Source organism: Paenibacillus sp. JT22N1 (genome assembly GCF_059692155.1).
Window position 1 is genome coordinate 1 of sequence record NZ_JCAUAW010000021.1, and the last position, 16,074, is coordinate 16,074.

The 16,074-nt window shown below is 42.1% G+C and carries 16 protein-coding genes and 1 riboswitch; of the genes, 13 read left to right on the forward strand and 3 right to left on the reverse strand.

The genetic code is table 11. From position 1 onward, the window contains the following. The 3 genes from AC58UU_RS31135 to AC58UU_RS31145 form a co-directional block, all read left to right on the forward strand. The coding region (locus tag AC58UU_RS31135) for an ATP-binding protein (protein ID WP_497321344.1) at positions 1–830 on the forward strand (830 nt) is incomplete at its 5' end. A gap of 82 nt (positions 831–912) precedes the next feature. Further along, entirely contained in the window at positions 913–1,815 is a 903-nt protein-coding gene (locus AC58UU_RS31140; protein WP_497321345.1) for a helix-turn-helix transcriptional regulator, read from the forward strand. Positions 1,816–1,902: 87 nt separating this feature from the next. Next, positions 1,903–3,546: an alpha-amylase family glycosyl hydrolase gene (locus AC58UU_RS31145; protein WP_497321346.1), complete on the forward strand. Its 1,644-nt coding sequence runs from the start codon at positions 1,903–1,905 to the stop codon at positions 3,544–3,546. Positions 3,547–3,618: 72 nt separating this feature from the next. Here AC58UU_RS31145 and AC58UU_RS31150 read toward each other — a convergent pair whose 3' ends face one another. Together AC58UU_RS31150 and AC58UU_RS31155 are read right to left on the reverse strand one after the other, a co-directional pair. Then, positions 3,619–4,623 carry a DUF3231 family protein gene (locus AC58UU_RS31150; RefSeq protein WP_497321348.1) on the reverse strand — a complete coding sequence of 335 codons (1,005 nt, stop codon included), beginning with the start codon at positions 4,621–4,623 and terminating at the stop codon, positions 3,619–3,621. Between the two features lie 48 nt (positions 4,624–4,671). After that, positions 4,672–6,003, reverse strand: coding sequence for an MFS transporter (locus AC58UU_RS31155; protein WP_497321350.1), 1,332 nt, complete (start codon positions 6,001–6,003; stop codon positions 4,672–4,674). A 204-nt stretch (positions 6,004–6,207) separates the two neighbouring features. Between AC58UU_RS31155 and AC58UU_RS31160 the strand changes: the two genes are divergently transcribed. The 3 genes from AC58UU_RS31160 to AC58UU_RS31170 all read left to right on the forward strand — a co-directional run bounded on the left by AC58UU_RS31160 (position 6,208) and on the right by AC58UU_RS31170 (position 8,641). Then, the gene (locus AC58UU_RS31160; RefSeq protein ID WP_497321351.1) at positions 6,208–6,783 is read left to right on the forward strand and encodes a CBO0543 family protein; all 576 of its coding nucleotides are present in this window, start codon (positions 6,208–6,210) and stop codon (positions 6,781–6,783) included. Continuing rightward, a complete protein-coding gene (locus tag AC58UU_RS31165; RefSeq protein WP_497321353.1) occupies positions 6,758–7,231 on the forward strand; it encodes a hypothetical protein in 474 nt (157 codons plus the stop codon). The genes AC58UU_RS31160 and AC58UU_RS31165 overlap by 26 nt, the downstream gene beginning before the upstream one ends. 134 nt (positions 7,232–7,365) lie before the next feature. After that, positions 7,366–7,512, forward strand: a riboswitch (FMN riboswitch). Between the two features lie 160 nt (positions 7,513–7,672). Beyond that, a complete protein-coding gene (locus AC58UU_RS31170) occupies positions 7,673–8,641 on the forward strand; it encodes a DMT family transporter (protein WP_497321354.1) in 969 nt (322 codons plus the stop codon). 77 nt (positions 8,642–8,718) lie between these two features. Here AC58UU_RS31170 and AC58UU_RS31175 read toward each other — a convergent pair whose 3' ends face one another. Then, positions 8,719–9,354: an FMN-dependent NADH-azoreductase gene (locus AC58UU_RS31175; protein ID WP_497321355.1), complete on the reverse strand. Its 636-nt coding sequence runs from the start codon at positions 9,352–9,354 to the stop codon at positions 8,719–8,721. Positions 9,355–9,654: 300 nt separating this feature from the next. Between AC58UU_RS31175 and AC58UU_RS31180 the strand changes: the two genes are divergently transcribed. The 7 genes from AC58UU_RS31180 to AC58UU_RS31210 are packed head-to-tail and all read left to right on the forward strand — an operon-like array spanning position 9,655 to position 16,068. Further along, complete coding sequence (locus AC58UU_RS31180; protein WP_497321356.1) at positions 9,655–10,662, forward strand: LacI family DNA-binding transcriptional regulator; 1,008 nt, start codon at positions 9,655–9,657, stop codon at positions 10,660–10,662. A 29-nt stretch (positions 10,663–10,691) separates the two neighbouring features. Beyond that, a complete protein-coding gene (locus tag AC58UU_RS31185; protein WP_171689923.1) occupies positions 10,692–11,516 on the forward strand; it encodes an ABC transporter permease in 825 nt (274 codons plus the stop codon). A 33-nt stretch (positions 11,517–11,549) separates the two neighbouring features. Further along, the gene (locus AC58UU_RS31190; protein WP_497321357.1) at positions 11,550–12,581 is read left to right on the forward strand and encodes an ABC transporter ATP-binding protein; all 1,032 of its coding nucleotides are present in this window, start codon (positions 11,550–11,552) and stop codon (positions 12,579–12,581) included. A 26-nt stretch (positions 12,582–12,607) separates the two neighbouring features. Further along, on the forward strand, positions 12,608–13,768 hold the full coding sequence (locus AC58UU_RS31195; protein ID WP_497321359.1) for an extracellular solute-binding protein: 1,161 nt from the start codon (positions 12,608–12,610) through the stop codon (positions 13,766–13,768). After that, entirely contained in the window at positions 13,765–14,610 is an 846-nt protein-coding gene (locus tag AC58UU_RS31200; protein ID WP_497321361.1) for an ABC transporter permease, read from the forward strand. The genes AC58UU_RS31195 and AC58UU_RS31200 overlap by 4 nt, the downstream gene beginning before the upstream one ends. After that, on the forward strand, positions 14,607–15,071 hold the full coding sequence (locus tag AC58UU_RS31205) for a hypothetical protein (protein WP_497321362.1): 465 nt from the start codon (positions 14,607–14,609) through the stop codon (positions 15,069–15,071). The genes AC58UU_RS31200 and AC58UU_RS31205 overlap by 4 nt, the downstream gene beginning before the upstream one ends. Positions 15,072–15,075: 4 nt before the next feature. Further along, positions 15,076–16,068: a CehA/McbA family metallohydrolase gene (locus tag AC58UU_RS31210; protein WP_497321364.1), complete on the forward strand. Its 993-nt coding sequence runs from the start codon at positions 15,076–15,078 to the stop codon at positions 16,066–16,068. Positions 16,069–16,074 lie beyond the last annotated feature (6 nt).

Below are 16,074 nucleotides of genomic sequence, written 5' to 3' on the forward strand. Positions count from 1 at the left end.
TGTTAGTAACAGTGGGTAGTATCATAAAATCCGATGATATCATCCTTCAAAATCTTACTTTTTTTGTTTTTTATTGTTTTGTACTTGTGACTTGTTCCTGGAGTGCGCTTTACATTATCGAGGCAATGAAAGATAACGTAAAGATGAGAGATGAAATTCATCGCTCTGAGAAGCTAAATGTCTTAGGGGAGTTGGCTGCTACAATTGCTCATGAGATACGTAATCCATTGACAGTTTCCAAAGGATTCATTCAATTGATAAAGTCGCGTTCGAATAATGACACTGATCTAAAATATTCAACACTAGCTCTAGAAGAAATAGATAGAGCTGAATCCATTATTTCTGAATACCTTATGTATGCGAAGCCGCAGGCCGACAGATACGAGAAAGTTAATGTGAAAGAACACCTAAATACCGTCTTGAAAATTATCGAGCCGTATATAACTTCGCAAGGTCACATCCTAAATTATAATATTGAAGATTCTTTATGCATAAACGCAGATGCAAAGAAATTTACACAAGTAATGATCAATTTAGTGAAAAATGCTGTGGAAGCCATGGAACAAGATGGTCAACTAACGATAAATGTGTATGCCAATAGTAATGATGTTGTGATCGAAATTATTGATACTGGAGTCGGCATGACGGAAGATCAATTATCTCGGTTGGGTGTTCCTTTTTATTCAACTAAGGATAAAGGGACTGGGCTGGGCTTGATGGTGTGCTATCGAATTATTGAGGCCCTAGATGGGGAAATTCATGTTAAAAGTACTAAGGGGATTGGCACTAAGTTTAGTGTAGTTATTCCTAAAGCTCTAGAAAATTTATAAACGGAACTAGACGGAGCATTGGTATCCAAGGCTCTGTTTTTTTTGAATAGTAACAATTGTTAGCACGTTTTGGAGGAACAATATGAACATATTTAAAGAGCCGATTCATTATGATGATCCTCTTCTTCGTATTCAAGTGCTTAGCTTTAACAGCATGAAAATATGTCAAGATGGATGGCATTTCCATCCTCAAATAGAGATTATAGCTGTTCGGTCCGGAAGAATGGAAATTCACACACCTGTTGAGGTATACCACTTGCAAGCGGGAGATGTGCTGATATTGGGTTCTTGCCAACCCCATCTCGATCTGAGAAAACAAAACGAGGTCGTTGATTATGTAGCACTTCAATTTGAGCTGGAAGCCTTCTTTGATTCCAACATGCTTCCATACTTGTATCTGTTTCAGGAGTCAATGCTACCTTTAGTCGAACTAAACACATTGTTTAAAGATTCGGAACTGCGTCAACAATTCTACAGCACGGTCATTGAATTGCAGCAAGAACATCAGCAGAGGCAGAGGGGCTATGAGCTCGCAATGAACTATTTGGTAAAGAAATGTATTTTTTTATTATTACGTCATGACAACATAGGATTGTTAGGACCAAACCGATCGATAAACGACTCCAACCTAAAGCCAGTGTTCGATTACGTGGAAGCCCATTTATCTAATAAAATAACCGCCCAGCAAGCATGCGATCTCGTCAATTTCAGCTATACCTATTTCCTTAAATATTTCAAACAAATCTTGGGCATTTCCTTCACGGACTATGTGATTCACCGCAGAATCAAATATGCCGAACGTCTCCTTTTGACCGAAGATCTTAGCATTGCTCAGATTGCTGAACAGGTTGGCTTACCGAACATATCCCATTTCTACAAGTTATTTAAAAGACTCCATCAATGTTCCCCTAAAAGCTTTAAAGAGACTATGATAGCCCGAACTCATGAAACTACTGGCATGGGCTCAATGATCACAACAGAATAGCATCATAATGGAGTGGATTCGGATATGGGCAGCCTTTTTCTTTACTGCTACTATAGGAGAAGAGATTAATATGAAGGAGCTCATACAATGTCACCTGACTTTCCAACAAAAGGAACAAATGGCGTACGGTTTGTTTATTACACAGAGATTGAAGTTGATAGTGTCGCCTTAGCAGGGACCTTTAATAACTGGAATGGCGATAGAAACTATATGAACAAAAGGGAAGATGCGAAAGGTTGGGAGATTGAGTTAGCAATACCTAAGGGTAGACATCTTTATAAGTTTGTAGTGAATGGAGAGGCATGGATTTTGGACCCATTGAATCCGAGTGTGTCGGAAGATGGGCAAAATAACTCCGCTATTACGGTTACTGAACAGGGAGAAGTACTGATCCGAACCCATGATATTTCAAAAGAACAACCTGGATATATGTATGAAAACTTTATGGCTATCCAAAGTCCCGACTGGATTAAAAAATCGGTGATTTATGAACTTCATCTCAGGGCGTTTACCGAAAATGGTTTTAATGGACTAACAGACAGAATCGACTATTTTAAAAAAATCGGAATAAATACACTTTGGCTGATGCCTTTCAACGAAGTTGGACATGAGGGAAGGTTAGGTAAGTATGGCGATCCCTATGCGGTAAAAGATTTTTATTCCATTGATCCCAGCTTCGGAACCAAAGAGGATCTACGCTCATTTATTCGAAAAGCTCATGACAACGGGATCAAAGTCATTATGGATTGGGTGTTGAACCGTACAAGTGTGGATCACATTATGACAAGAAGCCATCCGGAATATTTTACTCGAAATGAACAAGATGAGATCTATTATGATGTTCCCAATCGGGCGTATTTCGCTGGGCTAGAATTTAGTAACCGCGAGATGAGGAAATATGTCATTGAGGCTATGAAATATTGGATAGTTCAGTTTGATTTTGATGGTATTCGATTAGACGATTCGGACATAACTCCCTTTGATTTTCTCTCTGAAATTAAGCATGCGCTGCAAGAAGTGAAAGCTGATCTCATCCTGATCTCACAGTCCTACGATGAGTATCATCATATTGAATCTTGTGACTTGACCTACGACGGCAGTCCCCGCATTCTGATAAGCGATATGGTTGACGGTACAATCACACAGAGCGATTTTATAGCGATTTATAACTCTTATAAGTACAGCTTCCCTAGGAATGCGCTAAGAATGAGTTGGCTGGAGGAAAAAGAACGGTCAAGAGCATGTAACTATTTTGGGGAAAAGCTTGCAAAAGCTGCTGCTTCTATCTTGCTGACGCTTGAAGGTGTTCCATGCATGATGATGGGGCAGGAATTTAATGAGAGTACGTTGGAAACATGGACATCCTTATTCGATGAATATAAGCTGAACTGGGATCAATTCGATATGGATATGTTCGAGCACTATCAATTTCTGATTCATCTTCGGACCAACAATCCGGCATTTTGGATGGGAGAATTAACGTTCATTCGCAACTCTGATGAGCAGGTTTTATCTTACTTGAGGCAGTACGAGGATTGTAAGTATTTAATCATAGTTAACTTGTCAAAAGATGTTTTGTTTGTTCAATTTGACAGTGATGCGTTAGCAGGCGATGTTATCAAGGACCGTAAAAATATGATCTATCGAACCGGAAGAGACGACCGCCGCTCTGAAAATGATTCATCCAGTCTATGGATCGATAGCTATGAAACAATAATATATAAAATATAAAACTAAATTTCATAATCACTGAAAAGCCCTCTTTGAACACCTACAGAGAGGGCTTTAATCATAGGTGGAAAACTATTGGTCTTTAGCAATTTCTTTTCTGTTTGGTGCAATTGGAGGTTGCTCCAACCATTTATTTTTTATCATGAGATCAAACCAATTTTTTGCCACAGTTAGATCTTTGAGAATGATTCGCTCATAATCAAGAATTAGATCAGACCTCATGGAACCCGCTAGTCCTAATCCATGATAGGATTGAGAAGTTAGAAACAAAAAACCAGTGTGATACATGATAAGTTTGTCTGAAAACGGTGAATCTGTAGATTCCGTTATTTCCGTTTCCCATGACATCGGAACAGGTAAATTATCATCTTTTAGTTTTTTACTTAGCAATTGAATGTGGTCATTTGACGTTTGAACGGCATCTGTTAGAAATTTTCTTATTTCTTTGGTTCCGGCAATTTGACTAAATGCAATTCCAAGTGTTTTTGCCATAATACTTTTCTTTAAGTTAAGGGAAATATTACCTATTTCTATGGCTGAAAGAGGACGTTTATCTCCCCAAAAACCATCAAGATATTTTTTGCTATCAATAAACTCTGGGTTTGCACGGGGGAAAAAATACGGGTCTCTTTGAAAGTGCCCCTTTTCAAGTAATAAATCAACGGTACGTTGGTACATATTTTTTCCATCCGTCAAACAGGAATCAAAAAAATCCCTTAAATCTCTTCTAACTGATGTAGTAAGCGAATATACGTGACCATTTAAACCATGTATGGTCATGAGATACAAATAATCCAAACAGAAAATATCGGAAAATAACCTTCCAATATTGGGATTGGAATCTGCTTCTGAAAACCCAATGGGTAATGGAAATCCATCATTAAGAATAAAAGTCGAAATCTGCTGCAATTGATTTTCTGATATTTTTATTGCATCGGCAAAAATCTCTCTAATGGACGTATCTTCTATAATGGAAAGCATATATTTATTTACTTGATTTACCATAGTTTCATTTACATATTGCCCCCACAAAGCTCCGATTTCAGTCGAAGTTAGTTTTAATTGAGTTTCGTTCATATCTATATCACCTCTAAAAATTAGATTGTCCAATTAAAAAAGGATTTATCATTTATCTCCATAGGAAGCTGGCACAGGTGCTGTCAGCTTGTACCAAAGCAACATGCCCAGAGAACTCAGACCTATCAAAAATAGAAGGCCATAGACGTGCTTAAATGAATAAGGAAGTGACGTATTCTTTTGAATTTCGAGTAGTATGCCACAAATCGCAACAGAAATTGAACCTCCAAAAAATTGGATAAGCTGCATGAGCCCCATGCCCGATCCTATTAATGATTTTGGAAGAATACGTGAGGTCTCGTTGTTCAAAGACGCTATCGTTGCTGAAAAAGCAGGAGAAAAACAAAGATATCCAAGAAGTATAACAAGTGGTGAAGCGCCGAGAGTCAAATAAAAAGCGATCATCACGAAAGATAAAATACAATGCCCTATAAACATAAAGCGTAGATTACCGTATCGATCAATCCATCGTCCGACGAAACGTGTTAAGAAGGCCGATAAAATAGCCCCTGGCGCAATGGTTAAGCCAATCATCATAGCCGATTGATCAAAGACCTTGGCTAACACCAACGGCATTAGAAATAAATTGCCAAGGTTCAATACTAAGATACAAAACCCAATCGTAACAAGTTTACGATAAGCTGGATTGCCTAATAGTTCAGGGTTAATGAACGTATTGTTCGCTCGTTTCAAGTGCCAAGTATGTACAAGCAATGAAAGACAACTCGCGACAAGCCAGGAGACAGAAAGTTGTGTCACAGCTAAAAGCAGCGTAGTAGCATTGACGATCGTTAAGAGAGCACCCAGAATATCGAACCGAAAGGCTGTCGCATTTTCTTTGGGAAGCAAACGCACGAGAATCGGAAGTATGACCAGAACTAGACATGTAACTGCAAATAACCCGTTCCAACCAAAGTATTCGCTAATCAAGCCGCCAACGATCGGACCGAGCCCGAAAGCCATAGCACTCCCTGCGGAAATCATGGCGATGGCTGACCCCCGTCTTTCGATCGGAATATATCGACTAGCCAGAACCAAACCAAGTCCGGCCATCGCCCCTGCACCTGCGGACTGAAGAATTCGAGCCATAAGCAAGGCATTGAAATCCCGGGCAAATAATCCAAAAACCGATGAAGATCCAAGCACCAAGAGCCCCACGGTCAGCAGCTTGCGAATCGGTAGGACATCTGAGAGCCTGCTGTAAATAACTGTCGATAAGGCATACCCGATGGAGTAGCTTGAAATTACCCACGATCCGAGATCTGCGGTGATGCCAAGATCTTGAATAATACTAGGGATAGAAACATTAAACATCGTCGTATTCATGACCACAATGAACAAGCCAATTGTCCATACCGGCATTACAATTTTATCGTTCATCTAATACCATCCTGTCTAACTAGAGATGTGTTTTATCTATCCCCTTATTATACAAATGTCAGTCAAACATAAAAAGAGCTGCCCGCGGCAGCGCTTTTTGGTTTCTTTGGTTAGCTGACTATTCCTTATATGCATAATAGAATGTTCTTTTATCCACACTAGAAGGTATGAAGCAAAAGTAAAAAAGCGAGGGGGAAGATCTATATGGAAAAGATATTATTGCGGATTTTATTTGCCTCATCATTAGCAGCTGCCCCATTCATCTTGAAACGTAAAAACCTGCTCATGTATCTGACTGTATTCTTTTCGAAATGCGTTTTATCAAGTTCGATAGATTCCTTCTTTATTAAAAAAGGGAAGATATCGTACCCCGTTCGTCCTTTCGCCAAAGTATTTGACACGAATATTTTGTACGATTTGTTATTCTATCCGCTTTTAAGTGTTATCTGGGTAAGATCGACTTATCAAAGCAAACCGCTTGAACTCATTACGAGAAGTCTATTTTTTAGTGTACCAATGACTTTGCTTCAATGGTTTTTAGAGAGGAAAACCGATTTGTTTAGATGGAAATCCTGGTCTGTTCTTCATACATTTGCATCACTTAATTTTACTTTGTTTATAATAAGAGGTTTTGTGAGTTTATTAAAAAGGATTACGCCTGAAGTAAGAGGAGAAAATTTTGTAGAGGAACGATCCCATAGCAAGATGCCTTCACCTGAATTCATAGCAAGTACGGCAAATTACCGACTGCCAAATGACAACTATGCACAAATCCAATAAAATCGAGAAATTATTATGGGCCATCGCACTCCCTGGGTTTGGTCAGTTTTTAAACGGGAAATATGTCAAAGGAATCACGTTGATCATATTAGAATTTATCGTGAATTACATGTCCGATCTCAATCAAATTATAATCGACAGCTTCAAAGGAAACATTCAAGAGGCCATCCAGCAAACCGATTATCATTGGCTAATGTTTTACCCCTGTCTCTATATGTTTGGTATTTGGGATGCTTATAAAGACGGGGGAGATACGGCAGAGTATGCGTATGTTCCTTTTGTATTAGGCGCTTTTCTGGGGACGGTAGGAATCATCTATTCGGATGTGTTTCAACCTTTCGGCATTCTCTTGGGTCCAGTTTGGCTGCCTATGTTCTTTTCATTTGTTGGTATTGCTATAGGCGTTGTTATCTTTCTTTTTTTAAAACGACGCCAGTCGATATTATAAAGGGTCTCTCTGTCAGATATATAAGACAGTTGGAGATTCTTTTTTTTATAAAATCAACCTATGTCAGTGGCAAATCGTCGCGAAAAAGGATTGCCAGTTAAACTGTAACATGTTATTATACACTTTATTAGAATATGAACCTTCGGGGCAGGGTGAAATTCCCTACCGGCGGTGATGGATACGTAAGTGTCTAAAGCCCGCGACTCCCAGTCTGTATAGATTGGGACTGACTTGGTGAAATTCCAAGGCCGACGGTATAGTCCGGATGAGAGAAGGTGAAGGACAACTTGTTAAAAATTCAATTTTTAATAGGTCTGTTTGTCAATGCCCCTGTTGATTGTAAACAGGGGCATTGTCTCTTTCAGAAGGTTCAATTCAAAACATCATCTAGGGATCTTTGAGTTAATCTCTTAAAGTTTCTCCTATTGGGAGGTTTTTGAATTGGAAAATGTATTTAAGCTAGGAAGTAAGCGCGCAAGTTTGTATTCATCAAGTACCAGGGGCATCAATGGGATCTGGTATGTGGCACTCGGAGCCACACTTTGGGGGTTGGACCCTCTCTTTCGAATCTTATTGTTGAAAAGTTTTACCTCTGCACAAATAGTGTTCATTGAGCATTTGCTGCTGGTCTGCTATGCGCTTCCGGTGCTGATGAAGTACCGCAAGTCCTTAGCTGGCAAACTAACTCTAGCAGTTATTGGCGCTCTTCTATTTATTTCTTGGGGTGGATCGGCCATAGCCACCATACTCTTTACTTCAGCTTTCGCTCACGGCAGTGCAAACTCCGTTCTGCTTTTGCAGAAATTGCAGCCCTTGTTCGCCATCGTATTGGCTCGAGTACTACTCAAAGAGACACTGCCTTCCAAATTTTCTGCCTATATCGTAATGGCGCTGCTAGGCACGTACTTGCTGACGTTTGGTTTTGCTTCCCCGGAGATGGGCTTGAAGGATTTAGGCACATTAAGCTGCTTATTTTCAATTCTAGCAGCTGTCTTATGGGGCGGATCGACCGTCATGGGTAAGTTCCTGCTTCAAAAAAACTTGGATTTCCCTGTTGTAACATCGCTGCGATTTCTGATGGCGATCCCGCTGCTAACGGTTGTTCTTTTGGTAAGTGGCGACGCTTGGCATGTTGGCGGTTCTACTACAGTTCTAACTCTTATCGCAGTCAACCTGCTGTTCCAGGCCTTTTTCCCAGGGTTGATCAGCATGCTCCTCTATTATAAGGGGCTGTCATCGACAAAGGCATTCTTTGCAACGCTTGCTGAGCTTGCTTTCCCAGCCGTAGGCGTGTGCATAAACTGGGTTGTATTTGGTCAAAAGCTGACCGTAGGACAACTGGTAGGCTTTGTATTTATTTGGTTAACCCTCTGGTTAATGAGCCGCAGTAAAGGAAATGTTTCTGTATAAATATGGACTGATTACAAGAATTAAAATCATTGAACGTAAAAAGAACCCGCTAGATTTAGCGGGTTCTTACTATTTTCTTAGAAACTAGCTGCAACTTCTTTTGCTTGAGCAATTGCTTTTTCTTTAATGGATTGAGCTTTATCCGGCGTTACAGCCATGCCTTCAACAAAAATGGCTTCGAAGGAAGGGATACCGTAGAATTGCGAGATTTTTTTCAGGTAGCTGAAGCCACTTTCAAATGCTGCAGCAGGGCCTTCGGAATAAATGCCGCCACTCGCTTGAATATGTAGCCCTTTTTTGTTGGTCAACAAACCAACTGGACCACTTTCCGTATATTTGAAAGTTTTACCTGCAACGGAAATTGCATCAATGTAAGCTTTCAATACTGGAGGGAATGAGAAGTTCCACATTGGAGAAACAAAAACATATTTATCAGCAGCCACGAATTGGTCAACGATTGCGCCTAAACGTGCTACTTTTGCTTTTTCTGCATCAGACAGCTGGTCAAAAGCTGTTCCTGATTGAAGTTTTCCCCAACCGCTGAATACATCAGCATCAATTTGAGGAATATCTTGTTTGAACAGATCAACATGAATAACCTCATCTGATGGATTTGCTTCACGATATGCGTCGACAAATTCTTTACCTACCGCAAGGCTGAAAGATGTTTGGTGATCGTGCGGGTGTGCAGTGATATAAAGTACTGTTGCCATAATTAATAACTTCCCTTCTATACATAAAATAATTACAGTTCTCATTATAACTTATTTCGAGTAAATATCAAACAATAAATTAGTTACTTATAATATGTGTTGAAAAAAACCGCCAAGGGAGCATGTTTAGCTCGCAATGAGGCGGTCTTTTTTTATGAAAAGAAGCATAAGAAAGTAATCAAGGTATTTGATTGTTTTGAAGATTTACAATTTATTATCTTGTGGTTGACACAGGAAAAACAAAAATACGTTATTTTTGATATGTGGGAACGGTCTCACACGAAGAAATGAGGTTGCAGCATGGAGCTTACGATTAAGGAAATTGCCCTACGTGCCGGTGTATCCAAATCAACCGTGTCGCGGGTGATTTCTGGCAAGGGCTATACCAGCTTGGAGGTACGCGATAGGGTGCTCCAGCTGATTGAAGAATTGCAATATAAGCCCAACGCGGTTGCAAGGGCTATGGTTTCACAGAGAACGCATAACATTGGCGTACTGATTTATCGCCAGCATCATCCCATTGCGTCACATCCGTTTTACGGCAAAATTCTTGATGCTATTTTGATGACAGCCGCAAGCTTGAATTATTCCGTTTTCGTTACAACAGATCATGATATGTCGCTGCGCTCTGCTGATTTTATGATGGAAAAAAGGGTGGACGGACTGATCCTGATCAGCCGCTTGCAGCGGAACGTCATTGATTACATCACTAATTTCGGAGTTCCTTACGTGATGGTCAATGGCTCGACGGATGTCGACGGGGTCATGCATATTGTTAATCAAGACGAGGAAGGCGGACGGATGGTCGCTGAGTATCTAACGGATTTAGGGCATCGTCAGATTTTCGTGATTGCCGGACCGCAGACGCATCGCAGCCACAATTTGAGGCTGAAAGGTTTTAAGAATTACATGGCAGGAATGGGGGCTCCGATCCCAACATCATCGATCTTACAGGCATCAACCTCCACCTTCGGGGAAGGGTATGAGTTAATGCGCAACCACTGGGAGCAGTTTCGTGCTGGCGGGTTTACATCGCTATTTGCCACCAACGATATGATAGCGCTGGGTGCCATGAAGTTTATGTTGGAGCAATCGATCCGCATTCCAGAACAGGTAGCGGTTGTAGGCTTTGATGATATCGATTTTGCCGCAATGTTCTCACCCTCATTAACAACTATTAGGGTCAATACAGAGGAGATGGGGACTCAGGCCTTTAGCTTGTTAGACAAGCTTATCCGTCAGGAAAAGAACATTGAGAATCCTAAGCAGCTTGTACCCAAATTGATTGTCCGGCAATCAACCCAATAATTTTCATAGGAGAGGAGTGGTTAGTCCGTATGCGTTGGTATTTAAAAGCGATAGGGCCACGTAAAATCGTGGAATTTATCATACTTGTTGTGTTCGTCATCTTTTTCTTGGGCCCGCTGCTCAACCTAGCTATACTGGCTTTTACCGGCAAATGGACCTACCCAGATATCTTGCCGCACGAATGGTCATTGAAGTGGTGGACATTTGTGTTAAAGCAGGAGGATATCGCCAAATCGATCGGCTTGTCGTTTATGATCGCATCCATCGTGACCGCTCTATCCATTGTGCTTTGTATTCCAGCAGCCTATGCGTTTGCTCGCATACGTTTTCCGCTTAGCCGTTTTTTCTTGTTCTCGTTTCTACTGACACATGCTTTTCCGAAAATGGGACTTTATGTTTCGATCGCTGTGCTCTTTTATAAACTTGGACTGATGAACACTTTGATAGGCGTTGTTTTGATCCATATGATTAATGTACTCATGTTCATGACCTGGATTCCAACGGCTGCTTTCCGCAATGTGCATACAGCTCAGGAGGAGTCAGCCAGGGATGTGGGGGCGAGCCCATTCCGCGTATTCCGCAGTATTACACTACCGATGGCGATGCCAGGTATTATCGTGGCTTCGATCTTTACATTCCTTAACTCGCTTGATGAGGCCCAGGGCACCTTTCTGGTGGGCATCCCCAATTATAAAACGATGCCGATCGTCATGTACTCTATCATCAGTGATTATCCAGCCTACGCAGGCGCTGTATTTTCTATTATTCTGACGGCGCCTACGATCATCCTACTGCTGGCAGCGCAGCGCTTCGTGAGTGCAGATATTATGTCCAGCGGCTTCCAACTCAAATGACGATAGACCAATTCGCCAATATAGGGGGTATATATGAATATTCAGCTTTCTGTTCAGCATTTGACGAAACGTTATAAAACAGGAGAAGGCGTAACAGGCATCTCCCTCGATGTTCGCAAAGGCGAGTTAATCACACTGTTGGGCCCTTCAGGCTGCGGTAAAACAACGGTGCTTCGCAGCATCGGCGGGTTTCTCGACCCAGATTCAGGCGACATACTCATTGAAGGTAAAAGCGTTCTGAAATCACCTCCGGAAAAACGTCCGACTTCCATGGTGTTTCAAGGTTACAATCTATGGCCGCATATGACGGTGTTTGACAACCTGGCATTCGGTCTCAAAATACGCAAGATGAAAAAGGCTGACATCGAAAAAGCTGTTAACGAAGTGCTTCAGCTGGTTCGCTTACCTGGAGCTGAGCTCAAATATCCGGGTGAACTTTCCGGGGGTCAGCAACAGCGCATAGCGGTTGGGAGATCCTTGCTCCTTAACCCAGCCGTTCTTTTGCTGGATGAACCTTTTTCCGCACTTGATGCGAAGCTTCGTCACGAGATGAGAGAAGAGCTGCGAGAAATTCAATCCAAGACAGGCCTTACGATGGTATTTGTCACTCATGATCAAGAAGAAGCGCTATCGATTTCTGATCGCATTGTCGTTATGAACCAAGGCAATATTGAGCAAATTGCTACTCCACAAGAAATTTACGATGAACCGAGTACGTTGTTTGTTTCCCAATTTATTGGAAAAATGAACTTTTTGAAAGGGGTGATCACGGCCGGCGGGTTGACCGTAGGGCATCTAAGTTTTCCAAATACAAAAAATCTGTCCGGGCAAGTAAATGTGGCAGTTCGACCTGAAGACGTGATTATAGAGGGTGAAGAGGGACAAGGTCTTTCCGGTGTGATCAAACAGGTTATGGTACTTGGGCATTATGCCGAAGTGTCTATCGATTTGCCAGCGTACGGCACAATTCGGGCGTTTCAACCACGGGATTTCGTCAAGGATCTTCATACAGGGCAACGAGTAAAAGCAAGCTTTGCAAAAGTTTTAGCCTATCCGGAAAATTAGACCCATATCCCAAGGAGGAATTATCTATGTTTCGCAAGAAATCCGCTGTTATGTTAGTGACGTTAATGACCGCTACCGCTGTTTTTGTATCCGGGTGCGGCAGCTCTGCAACTCAAAGCACCAGTCCGGCCAAAGAAACAGCTGGCACTAAACAGCCTGTCGAGTTTAACTTCTATTTTACCGGCTCACAAAATGTAAAAGATCTGTGGGATACGCTGATTCCTATGTTCGAGAAACAAAATGCGGATGTTAAAGTGAAACCAGTCTACATTCCTTCAGGAACAGGCGCACAACCAACCTATGACCGTATTACAGCTGCAAAGCAAGCTAACAAAGGCTCAGGCGATATCGATTTATATGAAGATGGCTTGTCTTATGTAACTCGCGGCCAAAAAGATGGCCTCTGGGACACTTTACCAGGCGACAAAATTAAAAACTTGGCAAATGTAGATGAGAAAACGTTAAAAGATATCTCTAATCTCGCTATTCCTTATCGTTCATCTGCGGTCGTATTGGCTTATAACAGTGATAAAGTAAAGACGCCTCCAACTAATTTGGATGAGCTGTATGATTGGATCAAGAAAAATCCGGCGAAATTCGCCTACAATGATCCATCCACAGGGGGTTCCGGTAATTCTTTTGTAGCGACAACTCTATATAAATTCCTGCCAGAAGAAGCTATCCATAATTCCGATCCAAGTGTTGAAAAAGGTTGGGATCCAGGCTTTGCGCTGCTCAAGGAACTGGGGAAATCCGTATACGGCAAAGGTATTTATCCAAAGAAAAATCAAGGGACTTTAGATTTACTGACGAGCGGTGAAGTGGATATGATACCGGCATGGTCGGATATGGTTCTTGAGCAATTGGCAAAAGGTCAGCTTCCAAAAACAACAAAAATGGCGCAAATCAAGCCAGGATTTAACGGTGGACCAACCTACTTAATGGTACCTAAGCTTTCGGAAAAGAAGGATGCGGTCTACAAATTCCTGAACTTCGTTCTTTCTTCTGAGGCACAAGCTGTGGTTGTAGACAAAATGCATGGTTTCCCAGGGATCAAGCTTTCAAATATGTCTAAAGAAATTCAAGACTCATTCAAGGGTGCATCCGAAGGATTCCGCTCCTTCAATATCGGCGAACTGGACAAAGATATGACCAAACGCTGGCAAAGTGATGTTGCTGCCCAATGAGTAAACAAATGAAAATGGGGATACTGGGATTGCTTCTGGTCATCCCCTCTTTTTTATTGCTCTTTGTCACTGTCGTCATTCCGATCATCATTTCGTTCAAAGAAAGCCTGACCAACAAGGCGGGTGGTTACGATTTATCCAATTATACGTATTTATTTACGGATAAGCTGATGCGCTCCAACATCATATTTACGCTGGAAGTGACGATTATTTCGGTCATTCTCGTACTAATTATTAGCTACGCCCTGGCAGCTTATATGAGGTTCAATAACGGTACGATGGTGAAATGGATTCGCAACATGTACATGATTCCAATCTTTATCCCATCCGTCATCGCTACCTACGGTTTAATTCAATTGCTTGGCAATCACGGTTGGGTATCCCGAATGTTACTTCTGGTCAATGGAGGAGAAATGCCGCGTATTATTTTCGACATGAAGGGGATTATTATCGCTAATTTGTGGTTTAACATTCCGTTTACAACGATGCTTCTTGGATCAGCCTTATCTGCTGTCCCCAATTCAGTCATTGAAAGCGCGAAGGATGTTGGGGCACGTAGATTACAAATCTTCGTCCGTTTCATTTTGCCGCTTACGTATAAGACTTTGCTCGTTGCTGTTACTTTTGTATTCATGGGCGTGATCGGTTCGTTTACGGCACCATTTCTGATTGGACCCAATGCTCCACAAATGTTAGGGGTATCCATGGAACAAGTTTTCGGCGTTTTCCAAGAAAAACAACTAGCTGCGGCTATCGCATTCTTTACGTTCCTGCTATGTTCAGTAATGGGATACTTTTATATCCGCAGTATGATCACGGAGGAGAGTGCGAGGTCACGATGAGTCAACTTATTCTGGATGTACAAGGAATTGTACATCCCAATTCCTCCAAAACACATATTTCGTATCGGTTTCACTTAGGAACGCAGGCTGGAAAGCTAAGGATTCATTTTGCTTATGAACCCAAAAATCTAGAAGATCGGGAACAATCGAAAACAATGATTTTCGAGAGTATAAACAAGTATACGGAACCTGATCAGCGTGAACGGATTCAGGCGAAATGGGAAACCTTCCTACCGCTGAAAAACTTAATAACCGTATCGGTCGACGACCCTGAAAGGCACCGCGGTGCAGGGCATCGGCATGATCCTGAGCAGCAGTTAGTTATAAGTGAGCTGGAAGCCTCCCCAGGCTTTGTCAGTGGTAAAATGCTAGCAGGCATGTGGCACGTTACGTTAAGTTTGCATGCGATTGTTACAGAAAGCTGCCGTTACACATTGCAAATTCATCAAGAGGAGGAATAGCGGCATGCCCTGGATTGCTTGCGAATTACACAGTCATACGTTCCACAGCGACGGAAGACAAACGCTCATGGAGCTGGCTAATGGCGCAAAGGCGCTTGGTTTCGAGTGCATTGCGTTGACCGACCACAATACCATGACGGGTTTGCATGATAAAGCAGCCGTGGAGCAAGAAACCGGAATTTCGATCATTTCCGGGATGGAATGGACGACCTTTTATGGGCATATGGTGACGATAGGATTGACCAATTTTGTTGATTGGCGTCCGGCGGGCCCAGACGATATCCATAAAGGAATTGCCGATGTTCATAGGAGCGGAGGGATTGTCGGAATGGCACATCCTTATCGCATTGGAAGTCCAATTTGTACAGGTTGTTTCTGGGAATTCAACATCGAGGATTGGAACGATATTGATTATATCGAGGTTTGGTCAGGCACGTTTCCTTCGATTAAAACGGACAATGACCGCGCCTACCGTTTGTGGACCGATAAGCTTAATGAAGGCTTACGGATTGCGGCTACGTCAGGGCGAGATTGGCACGCCCAAGAGCAAACGGATGAACCGGTATCGGTGACGTATCTCGACATCGATGACGGAGAAGGGACGGTGACGAACCGAGCGGTGCGTGCACTCGCGGCTGGTAAAGTATCGGTAACCATGGGACCTTTGGTAACGCTAGAAATTCGGACAGATACTGCGTGCTACGGTGTCGGCGCCGTCGTTTCTCGGCAGGATCACTCCCACAGTTATAAGGTCCATGTAAACATTGATTTTCATGTGCGGGAAGAGATTTGGGATTTTCAGGAACCCCATTATACGCTAAACTTGATAGGGAATTCCGGTGTTCTAAGCGAGCAATTCGTTACTATGGATCAGCCGAATTATGAGATCGAAATTCCTGGCGATGAACTTCTATGGATTCGGGCTGAGCTAAAAGGTATCGTTCGTGGAGTTCGCACATTAATCGCCTTTACGAATGCTATATATGTGGATCGATGAAAGGGA

Excerpts from the sequence above, each read along its gene's own strand:
- AC58UU_RS31140 (WP_497321345.1), top strand. The coding sequence starts at position 913 with ATGAACATATTTAAAGAGCCGATTCATTATGATGATCCTCTTCTTCGT.
- AC58UU_RS31145 (WP_497321346.1), top strand. The coding sequence starts at position 1,903 with ATGTCACCTGACTTTCCAACAAAAGGAACAAATGGCGTACGGTTTGTT.
- AC58UU_RS31150 (WP_497321348.1), bottom strand. The coding sequence starts at position 4,623 with ATGAACGAAACTCAATTAAAACTAACTTCGACTGAAATCGGAGCTTTG.
- AC58UU_RS31155 (WP_497321350.1), bottom strand. The coding sequence starts at position 6,003 with ATGAACGATAAAATTGTAATGCCGGTATGGACAATTGGCTTGTTCATT.
- AC58UU_RS31160 (WP_497321351.1), top strand. The coding sequence starts at position 6,208 with ATGGAAAAGATATTATTGCGGATTTTATTTGCCTCATCATTAGCAGCT.
- AC58UU_RS31165 (WP_497321353.1), top strand. The coding sequence starts at position 6,758 with ATGACAACTATGCACAAATCCAATAAAATCGAGAAATTATTATGGGCC.
- AC58UU_RS31175 (WP_497321355.1), bottom strand. The coding sequence starts at position 9,354 with ATGGCAACAGTACTTTATATCACTGCACACCCGCACGATCACCAAACA.
- AC58UU_RS31180 (WP_497321356.1), top strand. The coding sequence starts at position 9,655 with ATGGAGCTTACGATTAAGGAAATTGCCCTACGTGCCGGTGTATCCAAA.
- AC58UU_RS31185 (WP_171689923.1), top strand. The coding sequence starts at position 10,692 with ATGCGTTGGTATTTAAAAGCGATAGGGCCACGTAAAATCGTGGAATTT.
- AC58UU_RS31190 (WP_497321357.1), top strand. The coding sequence starts at position 11,550 with ATGAATATTCAGCTTTCTGTTCAGCATTTGACGAAACGTTATAAAACA.
- AC58UU_RS31195 (WP_497321359.1), top strand. The coding sequence starts at position 12,608 with ATGTTTCGCAAGAAATCCGCTGTTATGTTAGTGACGTTAATGACCGCT.
- AC58UU_RS31200 (WP_497321361.1), top strand. The coding sequence starts at position 13,765 with ATGAGTAAACAAATGAAAATGGGGATACTGGGATTGCTTCTGGTCATC.
- AC58UU_RS31205 (WP_497321362.1), top strand. The coding sequence starts at position 14,607 with ATGAGTCAACTTATTCTGGATGTACAAGGAATTGTACATCCCAATTCC.
- AC58UU_RS31210 (WP_497321364.1), top strand. The coding sequence starts at position 15,076 with ATGCCCTGGATTGCTTGCGAATTACACAGTCATACGTTCCACAGCGAC.